This window comes from Mesorhizobium sp. M0052, from assembly GCF_040323255.1.
Taxonomy (GTDB): domain Bacteria; phylum Pseudomonadota; class Alphaproteobacteria; order Rhizobiales; family Rhizobiaceae; genus Mesorhizobium.
The window spans coordinates 52,475-68,333 of record NZ_JAMYUS010000004.1; the positions used below are offsets into that span (position 1 = coordinate 52,475).

At 63.7% G+C, this 15,859-nt stretch carries 13 protein-coding genes; 8 read left to right on the plus strand and 5 right to left on the minus strand.

Translation table 11 applies throughout. From position 1 onward, the window contains the following. Positions 1-18: 18 nt before the first annotated feature. A complete protein-coding gene (gene ilvD, locus NKJ77_RS06110; protein WP_023806963.1) occupies positions 19-1,863 on the plus strand; it encodes a dihydroxy-acid dehydratase in 1,845 nt (614 codons plus the stop codon). Between the two features lie 68 nt (positions 1,864-1,931). Here the strand turns inward: ilvD and NKJ77_RS06115 are convergent, their stop codons facing one another. Then, positions 1,932-3,689, minus strand: a complete 1,758-nt coding sequence (locus NKJ77_RS06115; RefSeq protein ID WP_023685110.1) for an ABC transporter ATP-binding protein — start codon at positions 3,687-3,689, stop codon at positions 1,932-1,934. Positions 3,690-3,864: 175 nt separating this feature from the next. Between NKJ77_RS06115 and NKJ77_RS06120 the strand changes: the two genes are divergently transcribed. Both NKJ77_RS06120 and NKJ77_RS06125 read left to right on the plus strand, forming a co-directional pair. Next, positions 3,865-5,145 (plus strand): amidohydrolase family protein, encoded by a 1,281-nt coding sequence (locus NKJ77_RS06120; RefSeq protein WP_023702648.1) that lies wholly within the window; start codon positions 3,865-3,867, stop codon positions 5,143-5,145. 72 nt (positions 5,146-5,217) lie between these two features. Further along, complete coding sequence (locus tag NKJ77_RS06125) at positions 5,218-6,141, plus strand: DMT family transporter (protein WP_023688809.1); 924 nt, start codon at positions 5,218-5,220, stop codon at positions 6,139-6,141. Here NKJ77_RS06125 and NKJ77_RS06130 read toward each other — a convergent pair. Continuing rightward, the gene (locus NKJ77_RS06130) at positions 6,071-7,045 is read right to left on the minus strand and encodes a phosphotransferase family protein (protein WP_023702650.1); all 975 of its coding nucleotides are present in this window, start codon (positions 7,043-7,045) and stop codon (positions 6,071-6,073) included. The genes NKJ77_RS06125 and NKJ77_RS06130 overlap by 71 nt on opposite strands. A 106-nt stretch (positions 7,046-7,151) precedes the next feature. Here NKJ77_RS06130 and NKJ77_RS06135 point away from each other — a divergent pair, with 106 nt between their 5' ends. Continuing rightward, complete coding sequence (locus NKJ77_RS06135) at positions 7,152-7,784, plus strand: class I SAM-dependent DNA methyltransferase (protein WP_023692639.1); 633 nt, start codon at positions 7,152-7,154, stop codon at positions 7,782-7,784. Between the two features lie 12 nt (positions 7,785-7,796). On the opposite strand, the gene NKJ77_RS06140 is transcribed toward NKJ77_RS06135, so the two are convergent. Beyond that, positions 7,797-10,250 carry a GcvT family protein gene (locus tag NKJ77_RS06140; protein WP_352534579.1) on the minus strand — a complete coding sequence of 818 codons (2,454 nt, stop codon included), beginning with the start codon at positions 10,248-10,250 and terminating at the stop codon, positions 7,797-7,799. Beyond that, positions 10,247-11,131 carry a phosphotransferase family protein gene (locus NKJ77_RS06145; RefSeq protein ID WP_023703531.1) on the minus strand — a complete coding sequence of 295 codons (885 nt, stop codon included), beginning with the start codon at positions 11,129-11,131 and terminating at the stop codon, positions 10,247-10,249. Before NKJ77_RS06145 ends, NKJ77_RS06140 begins: the two co-directional genes overlap by 4 nt. Before the next feature lie 421 nt (positions 11,132-11,552). Between NKJ77_RS06145 and NKJ77_RS06150 the strand changes: the two genes are divergently transcribed. Next, positions 11,553-12,317: a DeoR/GlpR family DNA-binding transcription regulator gene (locus tag NKJ77_RS06150; protein WP_023692636.1), complete on the plus strand. Its 765-nt coding sequence runs from the start codon at positions 11,553-11,555 to the stop codon at positions 12,315-12,317. Here the strand turns inward: NKJ77_RS06150 and NKJ77_RS06155 are convergent. After that, entirely contained in the window at positions 12,314-12,559 is a 246-nt protein-coding gene (locus NKJ77_RS06155; RefSeq protein WP_352534581.1) for a hypothetical protein, read from the minus strand. The genes NKJ77_RS06150 and NKJ77_RS06155 overlap by 4 nt on opposite strands. A gap of 162 nt (positions 12,560-12,721) precedes the next feature. Here NKJ77_RS06155 and NKJ77_RS06160 point away from each other — a divergent pair, with 162 nt between their 5' ends. The 3 genes from NKJ77_RS06160 to NKJ77_RS06170 all read left to right on the plus strand — a co-directional run bounded on the left by NKJ77_RS06160 (position 12,722) and on the right by NKJ77_RS06170 (position 15,692). After that, positions 12,722-13,333 (plus strand): DedA family protein, encoded by a 612-nt coding sequence (locus NKJ77_RS06160; protein ID WP_352521699.1) that lies wholly within the window; start codon positions 12,722-12,724, stop codon positions 13,331-13,333. 80 nt (positions 13,334-13,413) lie between these two features. After that, positions 13,414-14,325, plus strand: coding sequence for a LysR family transcriptional regulator (locus NKJ77_RS06165; RefSeq protein ID WP_023673412.1), 912 nt, complete (start codon positions 13,414-13,416; stop codon positions 14,323-14,325). 212 nt (positions 14,326-14,537) lie between these two features. Beyond that, a complete protein-coding gene (locus NKJ77_RS06170; RefSeq protein ID WP_023688802.1) occupies positions 14,538-15,692 on the plus strand; it encodes an ABC transporter substrate-binding protein in 1,155 nt (384 codons plus the stop codon). The last annotated feature ends 167 nt before the right edge of the window (positions 15,693-15,859 follow it).

The following is a 15,859-nucleotide window of genomic DNA, read 5'->3' on the forward strand; positions in this document are numbered from 1 at the left end:
GCCAGCCAAGGAAAATTCATGCCTGCCTATCGCTCCCGCACCACCACCCACGGCCGCAACATGGCCGGCGCCCGCGGCCTGTGGCGCGCCACAGGCATGAAGGACTCGGATTTCGGCAAGCCGATCATTGCGGTGGTCAACTCCTTCACCCAGTTCGTGCCCGGCCATGTGCATCTGAAGGACCTTGGCCAGCTGGTTGCGCGCGAGATCGAGAAGGCCGGCGGTGTCGCCAAGGAATTCAACACCATCGCCGTCGATGACGGCATCGCCATGGGCCATGACGGCATGCTCTATTCGCTGCCGTCGCGCGAGCTGATCGCGGACTCGGTCGAATACATGGTCAACGCGCATTGCGCCGATGCCATGGTCTGCATCTCCAATTGCGACAAGATCACGCCCGGCATGCTGATGGCCTCCTTGCGCCTCAATATCCCAAGCGTCTTCGTCTCCGGGGGGCCGATGGAAGCCGGCAAGGTGGTGCTCGCCGGCAAGACACAAGCGCTCGACCTGGTCGACGCCATGGTTGCCGCCGCCGATGACAAGATCTCCGACGAGGACGTCAAGGTCATCGAGCGCTCGGCCTGCCCGACCTGCGGCTCGTGCTCGGGCATGTTCACCGCCAATTCGATGAACTGCCTGACCGAAGCACTGGGGCTCTCGCTGCCGGGCAACGGCTCGACGCTGGCAACCCACGCCGACCGCAAGCGGCTGTTCGTCGAGGCGGGTCACCTTATCGTCGATCTCGCCCAGCGCTATTATGAGCAGAATGATGAGACGGCGCTGCCGCGCAGCATCGCGTCGAAGGGCGCCTTCGAGAACGCCATGACGCTCGACATCGCCATGGGCGGCTCGACCAACACCGTGCTGCATATCCTTGCCGCCGCGCACGAGGGAGAAGTCGACTTCACCATGGAAGACATCGACCGGCTGTCACGGCGGGTTCCGGTGCTATGCAAGGTCGCACCGGCCAAGTCCGACGTGCATATGGAAGACGTCCACCGCGCCGGCGGCATCATGGCGATCCTCGGCCAGCTCGACAATGCCGGGCTGCTCAACCGCAACCTGCCCACGGTGCATACGGCAAGCCTCGGCGAAGCGCTTGACCATTGGGACATCTCCCGCACCTCGAGCCAGAGCGTCCGCGACTTCTTTCTCGCCGCTCCGGGTGGCGTGCCGACACAGGTCGCCTTCAGCCAGGACCGCCGCTGGGACGAGCTCGACCTCGACCGCGAGAAGGGCGTCATCCGTTCGGCCGAAACGCCGTTCTCCAGAGACGGCGGGCTTGCGGTTCTGAAAGGCAATCTCGCGCTCGACGGCTGCATCGTGAAGACCGCCGGGGTCGACGAGTCGATCCTGAAGTTCACCGGCCCGGCCCGCGTGTTCGAAAGCCAGGACGCTTCCGTCAAAGCGATCCTGTCCAACGAGATCAAGGCCGGCGATGTCGTCGTCATCCGCTATGAAGGGCCGCGTGGCGGCCCCGGCATGCAGGAAATGCTCTACCCCACCAGCTATCTGAAGTCGAAAGGCCTCGGCAAAGCCTGCGCGCTGGTCACCGACGGCCGCTTCTCGGGCGGCACATCAGGCCTGTCGATCGGCCATGCCTCACCGGAGGCGGCCGAAGGCGGATTGATCGGGCTGGTGCAAGAGGGCGACACGATCGAGATCGACATCCCCAACCGCACCATACGTCTGGCGGTCAGTGACGCCGAGCTAGATGCGCGCCGCGCGGCCATGGAGGCAAAGGGCGCCATGGCCTGGAAGCCCGAGGAAAAGCGCAAGCGCAAGGTGACGACCGCGCTGCGCGCTTACGCAGCCTTCGCCACCAGCGCAGACAAGGGCGCGGTGAGGCACGTGCCGCAGTGAGGGGGTGCGGCGCCGACCCCCACCCCGCTGCTGCGCAGCGACCCTCCCCACAAGGGGGAGGGTAAAGCTCACGGCATCAGCTGATATTCGTAAAGCTTCTGATACAGCCCGCCCTGGTTGAGCAGCGTGCGATGCGCGCCGCTTTCCACCACCTTGCCGGCCTCCAGCACCACGATCGTGTCGGCCTGGTGCACGGTCGACAGGCGGTGGGCAATGACGATGGTGGTGCGCCCGACCGTCAGCTGCTGCAGCGCGTCGCGGAACAGCGCCTCGGATTCGGCGTCGAGTGCGCTGGTCGCCTCGTCCAGAAGCAGGATTTCGGCATTGCGCAGCATGGCGCGTGCGATCGAGATGCGCTGGCGCTGGCCGCCTGACAGCAGCGCGCCATTCTCGCCGACATCCGTGTCGTAGCCTTTCGCCTGGGCGCTGATGAAGTCATGTGCATTGGCGGCCCTTGCGGCGGCCATTACTTCCTCGTCCGTGGCGCCCTCGCGCCCGAGCCTGATGTTGTGCATGATCGTGCCGGCAAACAGGAACGTGTCCTGGCTGACATAGGCGATCTTTTCCCTGACCGAGGTGAGCGTGGCACAAGAAATGTCCTGCCCGTCGAACATCACCCTGCCGCTCTGCGGGTCGTACATGCGCATGATCAGGTTGAGGATGGTCGACTTGCCACTGCCCGAGGGTCCGACGAGCGCCGTCATTTTGCCTGCGGCAAGCGTCAGGTCCAGTCCCTCGAACACCGGCGCGCTTTCGGGGTAGGCGAAGCTGACATTGTCGAAATGGATCTCGCCCGGCCCGGCCCGCAGCGGCTTTGCATCCGGCTTTTCGGCCAGCGTCAGCGGCCGGTCGGCGAGCTGGAACATCATGCGCACGCCGACAATGCCGGTTTCAAGCGAGATGCGTACGCGGGCCAGGCGCTTGGCCGGCTCATAGGCCAACAGCAGCGCCGCGATGAAGGCCATGATGTTGCCCGGCATCTGACCGCCGCCGCCCAGAACCAGGAAGCCGCTGACAAAAACGGCGCCAGCGATGGCCAGCCCCGCAAGCGTTTCCATAACCGGGCTGGTGGCGGCCTCCAGCGTGGCGATGTTGTTGGCGCGGCTCTCCACGTCCGACACGGCCTTGTACATGCGCTTGCGCATGGCGCCTTCGAGACCGAAGGATTTGACGACGCGCACGCCGATCGCAGTTTCCTGCATCACCTGCACGATCTGGCCGAGCGAACGGAATTCTTGCGAGGCAATTTTTCGGACGCGCTTCAGGATACGATTGACGCCGTAAATGGCGATCGGCCCGATCACCAGACAGATCAGGGACAGCGCCGGCTGCTGCCAGACCATCACACCCACCAGCGCAGCCAGCGTCACCAGGTCGCGAACATAGGACGTGACGATTTGGTCGAGCACGCTGCGCGCGGCCTGGGCATTGTTCGTCATGCGCGAAATCAGTTCGGACGAAGAGGTCGAATGATAGAATTCGATGCCTTGCGCAAGAATGCTGTCATAGATCTTGCGCTGCCGGTCGGCGATGATGGCATTGCCGACCCTGCTCATGAAGTAGGCCTGGATGAAGTTTGCGAAGCCCTTGAGAATGAAAATCGCTCCGGTCGCCGCCGCGATCAGATTGACCTGCCCAATCCGCTTGTAAACCACGAATTCATTGGTGATTTCGCGCAGCATATAGGCGCTGGCTGCTGTCGTTGCCGCCACCACCAGCATCGACAGAATGGCCGCAGCGTAGCCAAATCTATGCGCGTGAAAGGATTCCCGCAAAAGCCTTGCGATAAGGCGCTGGTTTTCCGTCGAACGGAAGAAGCGAAACAAATGGCCGATCCCATGCCTGACTGACGAATTTCGGATTCGCCACCAGGGCGAAAGGCGGCTTATAGAGCGAGTTGTGGCCGGATGGAACCTTTCGCTGTCGCGGAGACAATCGGCTGCGGCACGGTGTCTTTTGCGCCACGATTGCGGCGATTGATCTGCGGGGAGATGACGACAGATGGATTTCGACCTTGTTGTGCGCGGCGGAACGCTGCCCGACGGCACCGTCGCCGACCTCGGCATCATCGGCGAGACGATCGTCGCCATCGAGCCCGAACTGCATGTCAGCGCCGGCACGTCGATCGACGCCCGTGGCAATCTGATCTCGCCGCCCTTCGTCGATCCGCATTTCCATATGGATGCAACGCTGTCCTACGGCATTCCACGCATCAACGCTTCGGGTACGCTGCTGGAGGGCATTTCGCTATGGGGCGAGCTGAAGCCGCTCCTGACGCATGACGCGGTGCGCGAGCGGGCGCTCGCCTATTGCGACTGGGCGGTCTCGATGGGCCTGCTCGCCATCCGTACCCATGTCGATGTCTGCGACGACCGGCTGCTGGCGGTCGAGGCGCTGCTCGACGTCAAGAAGATTGTCGCGCCCTATATCGATCTGCAACTGGTCGCTTTCCCGCAGGATGGCTTCTACCGTTCGCCGACGGCGCGCCAGAACACGCTGCGCGCGCTCGACATGGGCGTCGACATCGTCGGCGGCATCCCGCATTTCGAACGCACCATGGCCGACGGCACGCGCTCGGTGACCGAATTGTGCGAAATCGCGGCGAAGCGCGGGCTGATGGTCGACCTGCATTGCGACGAGACCGACGATCCGCTGTCGCGCCACATCGAGCAGCTTGCCTATGAGACGCAGCGCCTTGGCCTGCAGGGCAAGGTAGCCGGCTCGCATCTGACTTCAATGCACTCGATGGACAATTACTACGTCTCCAAGCTGCTGCCGCTGATTGCCGAGGCCGGTGTGTCGGCGATCCCCAATCCGCTGATCAACATCATGCTGCAGGGCCGCCACGACACGTTTCCCAAACGCCGCGGAATGACCCGGGTGAAGGAGATGCTGGCGCTCGGCATCCGCGTCGGTTGGGGCCAGGATTGCGTTCTCGACCCCTGGTATTCGCTGGGCACCGCCGACATGCTCGACGTCGCCTTCATGGGGCTTCACGTCGCTCAGATGTCGAGCCCTGCCGACATGGCACGCTGCTTCGACATGGTCACCAATGTCAACGCCGCCATCATGGGCCTCGATCATCTCGGCCTTGCCGTGGGCAAGCGCGCCAGCTTCGTCATCCTCGATGCAGGCAACCCGATCGAGGCCTTGAGGCTGCGTGCCGAACGGCTGTGCGTCGTCGCCAGGGGCAAGGTGGTGGCCGAGCGCACGAAACAGGAGACACGGCTGTCGATCGCCGGCCGTCCCGGACAGGTGAACCGGCGGCACAAAACTGCGTAGAAACAGCCGATTTCCGCCGCTGGTCTTACCGATTTGCCTCGTCAAAGCGGCCGCTTGCAGCTAGGGAGCCGCATGGCCCAGTCGCTCGTCCGCACCTTTACCATCAGGAACGCGCTTCTGGCCGGCATCCTTTTGATGCTGGCCGGCGACTTCATGTTCGCGCTGAACGACGCGATGGGCAAATGGCTGGTCGCCAGCTTCTCGGTCGGCCAGGTGGTGCTGATCCGATCGATCGGGGCCTTCATCGTGCTCGGCCCGATGATCGCCAACCAGGGCGCCGGCAGACTGTTCCAGATGGAGCGGCCGGTCCTCCAGATTCTTCGCGTGCTGGCGACCACGGTGGACACAGCCTTGTTTTACGCGGCCGTCGTCTATCTGCCGCTGGCCGATGTGATGAGCTTCTACATGGCCGGGCCGATCTATGTGGCGGCGCTGTCGCATTTCCTGCTCGGCGAAAAGGTCGGCTGGCGCCGCTGGGCCGCCATCCTGGTCGGCTTCTGCGGCGTGCTGATCATCTTGAAACCCTCTTCGGCGGCGTTTTCGCAGTCCTCGCTGTTCGCGCTGGTCGGCAGCATCGCCTTCGCCTTTGCCATCATCCTCAGCCGCCGCCTGCGCGGCACCAGCGACACAACGCTGGTCACCTGGCAGACTATCGGCACGCTGCTGGTCGGCGGCGTGATGACCATAGGCGCCTGGCAGACGCCCTCGGCACTCGATTTCGGCGCCATGCTCCTGCTCGGCATCGTCTCCTGCAGCGCGCATCTGATGATTACCAGGGCGCTGAAACTGGCCCCTGCCTCGACGCTGGCGCCGCTGCACTACAGCCTGCTTCTATGGGCGGTGATCTTCGGCCTGGCATTCTTCGGCGACGTGCCGGGACCGCGCATCCTGATCGGCTCGGCCATCGTCGTGCTCGCCGGCCTGTTCATCTTCCACCGCCAGAAGGTGGTCGAAACAGTCGTGCCGCCGGAGAACGTGCCGAAAGGCGTGAATTGACCTCACCTTGGCGCACCGCCGCCAGATGCCGTGAAAACTCAGGCGTTTCCATCAGCGCCTTGCAACGGGCGAAGCGGCCGTCGGCATAGGCGCGGAAGTCCTCGACCGGGTTGTTGTTGGCAAGCTGGATCAGCCCCCACAACGTCCACAACAGGTCGCACATCGCCTTGTAGATAACGACGCGGCCGCGCTCGGCCGGTTTCGCCTCGCCGCCGAAATAGGCGCGCATCATCTCTTCCTCTTGCGCGGTGTCGAACCGGCCTTCGACCGAGAGGTCGCCGAGGTCCCAGAGCGGATCGTTCATCCCCGAATATTCCCAGTCGACGATCCACATCCGCTCGCCCGTATCGAGAAAATTCTCGCACAGCGGATCGCAATGGCAGGCCGCAAGCGGCAGTCTATGCGCGGCAAGGGCGGCACGCACGGTGTCGGATTCGCGCACCACGTCGTGGTAGCCCGGCGGCAAGGCGACGTCCTTGGTCGATAAGACCTTGAGATAGTCGTCGATCATCGCAAACAGCTCGAAGCGGAACGGAAACACCGCACCGGACGCGTGCAGCCTGCGGAAGGCTTCGCCGGCGCGGGCCGGGCTGCCGGCGCGCAGCTTGAACTTTTCCGGCGACATCGTCACGGCGCCGGCAACGAAGCGGCTCGCCAGCACGCCTGTCGCGGGGTCGACATGCAGCACCTCGGGACTGACGCCCGCTTTGGCCGCCTCACGCGCCGCCACCGCCTCATTAGCGCGGTTGATATACTCCTCGGTGCCTTTGCCGGGGATACGCAGGCAGATATCGCCGGCCCGAAAGACGAGATTGGTCATCCCGCCCAGCCGCTCCAGCGGTCCGTCGTAGCCCGCTAATGCCGGAATTGCCGCAAGTGTTGCGCGTGCCTCGTCGGTCCCCATGCCTGTTGCCCCTGGCGTGTTATTTCTTGCGACAACGGTTCCACAGTTTTCGCCGTTTGGCTATCATCCGATCGAGGGTGAGCAGCGAGCTGGCGGAGAAACAGCCATGGCGGGCAACAAGGATCATGGCGGGCTTGGCGCCGCCTATGCGGCGCAACGGCCCGAGGACGTCGCCGCGATCTATGACAGTTGGTCGGAAACCTACGATGCCGACATGTCGGCCGCCGGCTACCGCCATCCGACGATCTGCCTGGCCCTGCTCGCACGGCATCTGCCGCGCGGCGCCGCACCGCTTCTCGACGCCGGCGCCGGCACCGGGCTGATCGGCGAGTGGCTAGCCATCACCGGCTATCCCCAGGTCGAAGCGCTCGATATTTCGCAAGGCATGCTGTCTAAAGCGGCGGCAAAGGGCGTCTATTCGGCGCTGCATTGCCTGGCGCTCGGCGGGCCACTGCCCTTTGCCGACAATGCCTATGCCGGCATCGTCTCGGCCGGCGTTTTCACCTCCGGCCATGTCGGCGCCGAGGGGCTGGACGAACTGATCCGCGTCTGCCGTCCCGGTGGCGTCATCGTGCTGACCATCAAGAACACGCTGTGGAACGCCGGCTTTGCCGATCGCATCGCTGCGCTCGAGGCTGAGGTCAGGGTCGTTCGTGCCGAGGAGACTGCGCCTTATGTTTCGATGCCGGGCGAGGCTGACACCGTGCCCAGCCGCGGCCTTGTACTCCGTGTGAGCTAATCCAGGTTTCGTCTACGCCTTGATCCTGCTCATCGAAGAATCGTACATCGGTTCGAGATGAATGTTGGCCGGCGTCCGTTCCATCGCGACCACCAGCTCATAGTCCCCTGAGCTGAGAAAATCGTCGCTGACGCCATCGGCGTTGCGGACATAGCCATAGCCGATGTTCTTAGCCAGCGTGTAGCCATAACCGCCGCTGGTGAGATAGCCGACCGGTTCGCCATTGCGCAAAATCGTCTCGCGCCCGACCAGCACGATATCGGGATCGTCGACCGTGAAGCCGGCAAAGCGTTTCTTCAGGTCGGCGCCGCTGATCTTTTCGAGCGCCCGCCGGCCGACGAAATCGGTGTTCTTCCTCAGCTTCACCGCCCAGCCGAGGCCGGCCTCCTGAGGCGTGTCGTTGGGGGTGATGTCGGAGCCCCAGGCGCGGTAGCCTTTCTCCAGCCGAAGTGATTCCAGCGCCCGGTAGCCGATCGGCCGGATGCCGTGCGGCTTGCCTGCCGCCATCAGCGTGTCGAAAATCTCGCCGGTGGCGGCGATCGGCACATGCAATTCCCAACCAAGCTCGCCGACATAGGTGACGCGCAGCGCCCGAACCGTATGGCCGGCAGTCGTGATCTCGCCGATATGGCCGAACGGGAAGGCGGCGTTCGAGACATCGGCATCGGTCACGGCAGCCAGAACGTCGCGGGCCCGCGGCCCCATCAGTGACAGCGTGCCGAAATCCTCAGTGACATCTTTCAGCGTCACGTCGAGACCCTTGCCGACATGGTCGCCGATCCAGGAGAGATCATGCGTGCGGAAGCCGGTGCCGGTCACGACGTAGAATTTGTCTTCGGCGAGCCTGGCCACCGTCAAATCGGCCTCGATGCCGCCGCGCGTGTTGAGAAGCTGCGTGTAGGTCAGCCGTCCCACCGGCTTGGCGACATCGTTGGCGCAGATCCAGTCCAGCGCCTTAGCCGCATCCGAACCCGTCATTTCGTATTTGGCGAAGGACGACTGGTCGAAGATGCCGACTTTCTCGCGCACATGGCGATGCTCCTCGCCGACCGGGCCAAACCAGTTCTGCCGGCCCATGGAATAAATGTCTTCGGATGTGGCGCCCTGCGGCGCGAACCAGTTCGGCCGTTCCCAGCCGAGCTTGGAGCCGAACACCGCGCGGTGCGCTTTCAGCCGCTCGTAGAGCGGCGAGACGATGCGCGGCCGGCCCGAGACGTACTCCTCATGCGGAAAGCCGATCGTGTAATGCTTGCCATAGGCTTCCAGCGTGCGATCGCTGACCCATTGCCGGTCGCGGTGCAAATTGGAAAAGCGCCTGATGTCGACCACCCAAAGGTCGAGCGGCGCTTCACCATCGACAACCCATTGCGCCAGCACCCAGCCGGCGCCGCCGCCGGAAGCGATGCCGAAGGCGTTGAAGCCGGCGCCGACGAACATGTTGGCGCATTCGGGCGCGACACCGAGGATGAAATTGCCGTCCGGCGTAAAACTCTCCGGCCCGTTGATCATCTGCTTGACGCCGACCGTCTCCAGCGCCGGCACGCGCGCGATCGCCTGGCTCATATGCTGCTCGAAATGATCGTAGTCGTCGTCGAACAGCCGGAACTCCCAGTCAACGGGGACATCGCCGCCCGGCAGGCCGGTCGTCCAGGCCTGCGGGTTCGGCTCATAGCCGCCCATCACCAGCCCGCCGACCTCTTCCTTGAAATAGGTGCGGCGGTCGGGATCGCGGATTGTCGGCGCGTCGGTCGCCAGCCCGTCGATCTTCTCGGTGATGATGTACTGGTGCTTGACCGGTTGCAGCGGCACGCAAATGCCGGCCATCGCGCCGACCTGGCGTGACCATTGCCCGGCGCAGTTCACCACCTTGTCGCAAGCAATGTCGCCCTTGTTGGTCTTCACCGCGGTGATGTGCCCGTCCGTCATGTCAAAGCCGGTAACGCGGACGTCCTCGAACAGCTTGGCGCCATGCATGCGCGCGCCCTTGGCCAGCGACTGCGTGATGTCGGAGGGGCTGGCCTGCCCATCGGTCGGCAGCCAGGAGGCGCCGACGAGGTCGCCGGTCTCCAGCAGCGGCCACATCTTTTTGACCTCCCCCGGCGACAGCAACTGCATGTCCATGCCGAAGCTCCTGGCCGTCGTCGCCAGCCGTTTATATTCGGTCCAGCGGTCGGCATTGGTCGCAAGCCTGAGGCACCCGGTCATCTTCCAGCCGGTAGCGAGCCCGGTTTCGGCTTCCAGCCCCTTGTAGAGCTCGACCGAATATTTGAGCACGCGGGTGATCGAGGCGGACGAGCGCAGCTGGCCGACCAGCCCGGCCGCGTGCCAGGTCGAACCCGAGGTTAGCTTGCCCTGTTCCAGCAGCACGACATCGGCCTTGTGGTCGCGCGCCAGGTGGTAGGCCGTCGAACAGCCGATAATGCCGCCGCCGATGACGACGATGCCGGCATGTGTGGGCAAGCTCATGACTGTGTCCCGTATTTCGTGCGGTAATTGTCCAGCGCCGCGTCAAGCCGCGTCAGGTTCTCCGCGGTGTAGGCGACGTAGTCGATGCCGGGCGCGTCGAGGTAAAGTTCGGAAACCATGCTCCACATCGCCTCGCGCAGCAGCGAGGCGCATTGCATGGCCGCGTGCGAGCGGCGGATCGCCTCATCCGGCTCGCGCATGAAATACGCCGTGAGGAAAGTGAAGGACTCCGCGTCGCTCATCTCGGCGTTGGAGGCAACGCCGGCAAGATCGAACATCGCGGTGTTGAAACCGGCATATTCGAAATCGATGAGCCACAACCTGTCGCCATCGTCGAGAATATTTGCCGGCAAAAGATCATTGTGGCCGAAGACGATCGGCAGCAGTTTCTGGGCCCGCTCCAACTCGTCGGCCAGAGCCAGCAGCCTGGGCAGCTCGTCGCGCTTGCGGCTGCCGCCTTCGCTCAGCGTTCGCGCATAGTCGCGGATGACATGGAAGACCCAGAACATGAAGCCGGCGCCGGAGATGTGATTGGGCATCTCGCGATGGAACCCGCGCATAAGGGCTGCGACGCGGCCGATATTGGCGCGCACGTCCTCGGCAACATAGGTTTTCGCGCCGAGAAATTCCGTGACCATGATGCCGGGTTCGGAATGGCGGACCGCCGGCGCGAAGCCTGCGGCGTGCGCCGCACGGGCCGTCATCACCTCGCGGTCGCGAAAGACGTGGTGAAATGGATAGTCCTGGCCGAAGCGCACGACATGCCGCCCGGCCGCGTCCTTGACCAGATAGTTGGCGTTGCTGAGGCCGCCCGGCAGCGGCGCAATGTCGATGCTGCCATTCCAGCAAGGCAAGGCCCGGATGCGGTCTTCAGCAGTCACGGGGCCATCCCTGACTTTTGCGGAGCTTCGATAGGCGCCAAGCGCCGCGCAACGAGGGTTCGGGGAAGCGCAAAAATCTCGTCGGTGCGGGACACAGGAACTCCTATCCCGCACCGCACCGACGAGCCCCTCTGGCCAGGTTTTGATACCCGGTCTCCGCCCCCGCGGATTTGAAAAACTTTGTGCCAGTTCAATCCCAGACGGTCTGGCCAGACGGTCGGGTCCGTGAAATGCGGCTCTGCCATCACCCTCCCGTGGCAGTTCCGAAGCCCTGTCACGCCATCAATGTCACGCTAGTGCTGCTTATCTGTCAATGAAATGTTGTGACTTTTTTTGGGTGTTTTGCCCGAAACCACGAGCAATTCCTTTAAAAACGTCTGCATTGCCCTAAAACCGGGCAGGCCGCAAATCAGGAAGCCACATGATCCATTCGAAACGGCATGGCGAAATCCTCCGCCTCCTCAAGGAAGAGGGCACCGTCACCATTGCCAGCCTCGCCGACCGGCTGGGGGTTTCGCTTGAAACGGTGCGCCGGGATGTCAAGCCACTGACCGGCAACGGATCCGTCTTGAAGATGCATGGCGCTATCGGCCTGCCGTCGATGGCGGGCGAAGCGCCGTTCGAGCGGCGCATGCGCGACAACGCCGAGGCCAAGCGGCTGATCGCCCGCATGGTCGCTGCCACCATTCGCGACGGTGAATCGGTCATGCTGGACACCGGCACCACGACCTCGTTCCTGGCCCGCGAACTGCTCGGCCACCGGCGGCTGACGGTGGTCACCAACTCGTCCGATATCGCCCGCACGCTGGCCACCGTCAACGGCAACAAGGTCTATATGGCCGGGGGCGAATTGCGCAGCGATTCCGGGGCCGCCTTCGGCGCCTCGGCGATCGATTTCGTCAGCCGCTTCTCGGTCAGCCACGCGGTGATTTCGATAGGCGCCGTCGATGCCGCCGCAGGCCTTGCCGACTACGATCTGGAAGAGGCGGAGTTCGCCCGCATGGTGCTGTCGCGCGGCCAGCGCTCGCTGGTCGTTACCGATCATACCAAATTCGGCCGCCAGGGGCTGGTCCAGGTCTGCGGCTTCGACGGGTTTTCCGAACTCGCCACCGACCAGCCGCCGCCGCGCGACATTGCCTCGGCACTTGCCGAGGCTGGAGCGCGCCTTAGCATTGCTGCCGCCTAGCCAAACACCAGCGACTGGCGCGCCGCGATCCCGGCCATGCCGCCACCCGATACCACGAAGGCGATGTTGTGCATCATGCGCGCCGCGTCGCCGGCCGCAGAAGATGTCGTTCTGGTGAAAAATTGTTTTTCAATTATCCGCTCTTCGCAATGTCCACGCAACTTGGCAGCCGCAAACAGCGCCTCGTCGAAATGCGGGCCGGGCGAATCGCCCGCATCAGCAATGAGGCCACCATGCTGCAAACGATGCCTTGTCTTTCCTCATGGCCTGGACGCTTGCGCGCTCCGACCTGGAAGCGGACCCGGCTTGGCCGGACATTCCGCAACTTTCCGCTGGCGACGGTGTATGACGGTGTACAAGGTGTCCAGGATCAAGAACCTCAAAACCTATGACTGGCGCTTCGCATGACTGATCCACTGTCGGCGATCCTGGGCTTCGGCCTGCTCGGCGTCGGCTGCCTCGCCTTCACCGAAAAGATCCTGCCGCTGCCGCCCTCGCATGTGCTGCTGCTGTTCCTCGGCATGACGGCAGCCCCCGATCTCCCGGCGCTGGCGATCCTGCTCCTGGTGACGACGCTGTCCGCCATCACAGGCTGCCTTGTCTGGTATAGTTTGGGTCGTCGGATTGGCTTGGATCGTGCCGACAGGCTGGTCGAGCGTTTCGGCAAATATGTCTGCTTGCGCTATGCGACCTACAGCAAGCTTGGTCAGGCCTATCGCCGCCATCATGTCCGGGTCTCCTTGCTGGCGCAGTTCATCCCGACGGTTCGCAACTATCTGCCGATCGCGGCCGGCGCGCTCCGTCTTCCACTCTTGCCCTTCGCGGCGGCGACGCTGCTCGGCGCCACTTTGTGGAACACCGGCTTCCTCGTCACCGGCTACCTTATGCGCGGCAGCGGCCGGGATTCCTATGCCATCGGCTTTCGCATCATCGTCATCGTTTTGGCGCTGGAGACGGCGTTCATGCTCGCGCTTCGCTACGGTCCTGCCTGCCGGCGGCGCCTCGGGTTCGGCTGACCAGGAGGCGCCTCAAGCCGTATGGGTATAAGCTCCGCCTTCGGCTTTCCTTCCCCGGCGCGCCGGTGTTTAGTCCGGCCATGGCTTTCACCATCCGCCAGCTGCAGTTCTTCATTGCCGTCGCCGAGCAAGGCACGGTGTCGGGCGCCGCACAAAACCTCTCCATCTCGCAATCCTCGGTCACCGAGGCGATCAAGGAGCTGGAGAGCGATCTCGGCGTCGAATTGTTCGAGCGCCATCCACGTGGCCTCAACATTACTCACAAAGGCCACCAGTTCCTGCGCCATGCGACCAAGATCCTGGCCGACGTCTCCGATGCGCGCCGCGCTTTCTCCGACGACCAGGTGGTGGCCGGCGGGCGGCTGCAGCTCGGCGTCACCTCGCTGGTCGCCGGCTATGTGCTGTCCGATCTGCTGGCGCGCTACCGCCGCGCCTATCCCGGCGTCGATGTCTCGGCCATCGAGGACAATGGCGACTATCTCGAACATCTGCTGATCGGCGGCAAGCTCGACATTGCCGTCATGGTCACCTCCAATTTGCGCGACCGCACCGCGCTGCAGTCGGAAATCCTCGAGGTCTCGGCCTACCGGCTGTGGGTCCCGCTCGGCCACAAGCTGGCCAGCGCCGACATTATCGGCATAGGCGACATTGCCGGCGAGCCGCTGATCATGCTGACCGTCGACGAGATCGAGGAGAACACCGGCAAGCTTCTGGCGGCGATCGGCGCCAGGCCGCATGTCGCCTTTCGCACCCGCTCGGTCGAAGCCGTTCGCAGCCTCGTCGCCACAGGTGCGGGCGTGGCGTTGCTGCCCGACCTAGTCTACCGGCCGTGGTCGCTGGAAGGCGACCGCATCGAATCGCGCGACATTTCGGGTTCCCTGCCGGTCGTCCAGGTCGGCATGGTCTGGCGCCGCGGCTCCGGTCTGCCGCAGGCGTCGCGCGACTTCATCGGCCTTGCCCAGTCGCAGCGTATGGTACGCCAGCAGCGTTGATAGGGTTGCGTGGTTATCTATCGGAAAAACCGATATCGCGTTTCTGATAAATGAATTTGCGAAACCGGAATTTTCCGAGCACTTTTCATGTCAGGGACGAAAGCCGCCATCAGAGCGGCAACGTGCCATCGAATGAACTGACGCTTTTCAGCCTGCGGCTGACCGCGGCGGCGACTCGCTTCGCAGTCAGGCGCCAAAATGGGAGATTGACGATGAATTCATTCCTGAAGACGTGCACCGCCTTGACGGTCGCGCTGACCTTTTCCGGTCAGGCCGTCGCCCAGGTCAAGGAACTTGGCAAGGGCGAAGGGGAGGTCAGCATCGTTGCCTGGCCGGGGTACATCGAGCGCGGCGAAACCGACAAGGGCTATGACTGGGTGACCTCCTTCGAGAAGGAGAGCGGCTGCAAGGTCAACGTCAAGACCGCGAACACCTCCGACGAGATGGTCTCGCTGATGAATGAGGGTGGGTTCGATCTAGTCACCGCTTCGGGTGACGCATCGCTGCGCCTCGTTGCCGGCAAGCGCGTGCAGCCGATCAACACCGATCTCATCCCGAGCTGGAAGGCGGTAGACGACCGTCTGAAGGATGCGCCCTGGTTCACCGTCGACAAGGTGCATTACGGCGTTCCCTATCAGTGGGGCCCGAACATCCTGATGTACAACACCGATGTCTTCAAGGAAGCGCCCAAGAGCTGGAACGTCGTCTTCGAGGAAATGAACCTGCCGGACGGCAAGTCCAACAAGGGCCGCGTCCAGGCCTATGACGGCCCGATCCACATCGCCGACGCCGCCAACTATTTGATGTTCCACAAGCCGGAACTCGGCATCAAGGACCCGTACGAACTGAACGAAGACCAGTACAAGGCAGCGCTCGAGCTGCTGCGTGTTCAGCGGACGCTGGTCGGCCGCTACTGGCATGACGCCGCCATCCAGGTCGACGACTTCCAGAACGAAGGCGTCGTCGCTTCCGGTTCGTGGCCTTACCAGGTCAACACGCTGGTTGCCGCCAAGAAGCCGGTCGCCTCGACCGTGCCGGAAGAAGGCGTCACCGGCTGGGCCGACACCACCATGATGGAGGCCGACGCCGCGCATCCCAACTGCGCCTATATGTGGCTTGAGCATTCGCTGTCGCCCAAGGTGCAAGGCGATGTCTCGGCCTGGTTCGGCTCGCTCCCCGTGGTGCCCGCTGCCTGCAAGGGCAACGAGCTGCTCGGCGAGGAAGGCTGCAAGACCAACGGCTACGAGAACTTCGACAAGATCAAGTTCTGGAAGACGCCGGTCTCGAAGTGCGCCACCCAGAACGACCACTGCGTGCCCTACTACCGCTGGGTGTCCGACTATATCGGCGTCATCGGCGGGCGGTGAGCTCCCTTAACCCTCCCCCTTGTGGGGAGGGTCGACGCGCAGCGTCGGGGGGGCAACGCTGACGTCCGGTGCTAGTCACCCCACCCGCGGCTTCGCCGCGACCTCCCCCATCGAGGGGGAGGTGAAGTGCCGTGCCCGCTGGCCTGATTGGTGGCGGCAAGAGCTAT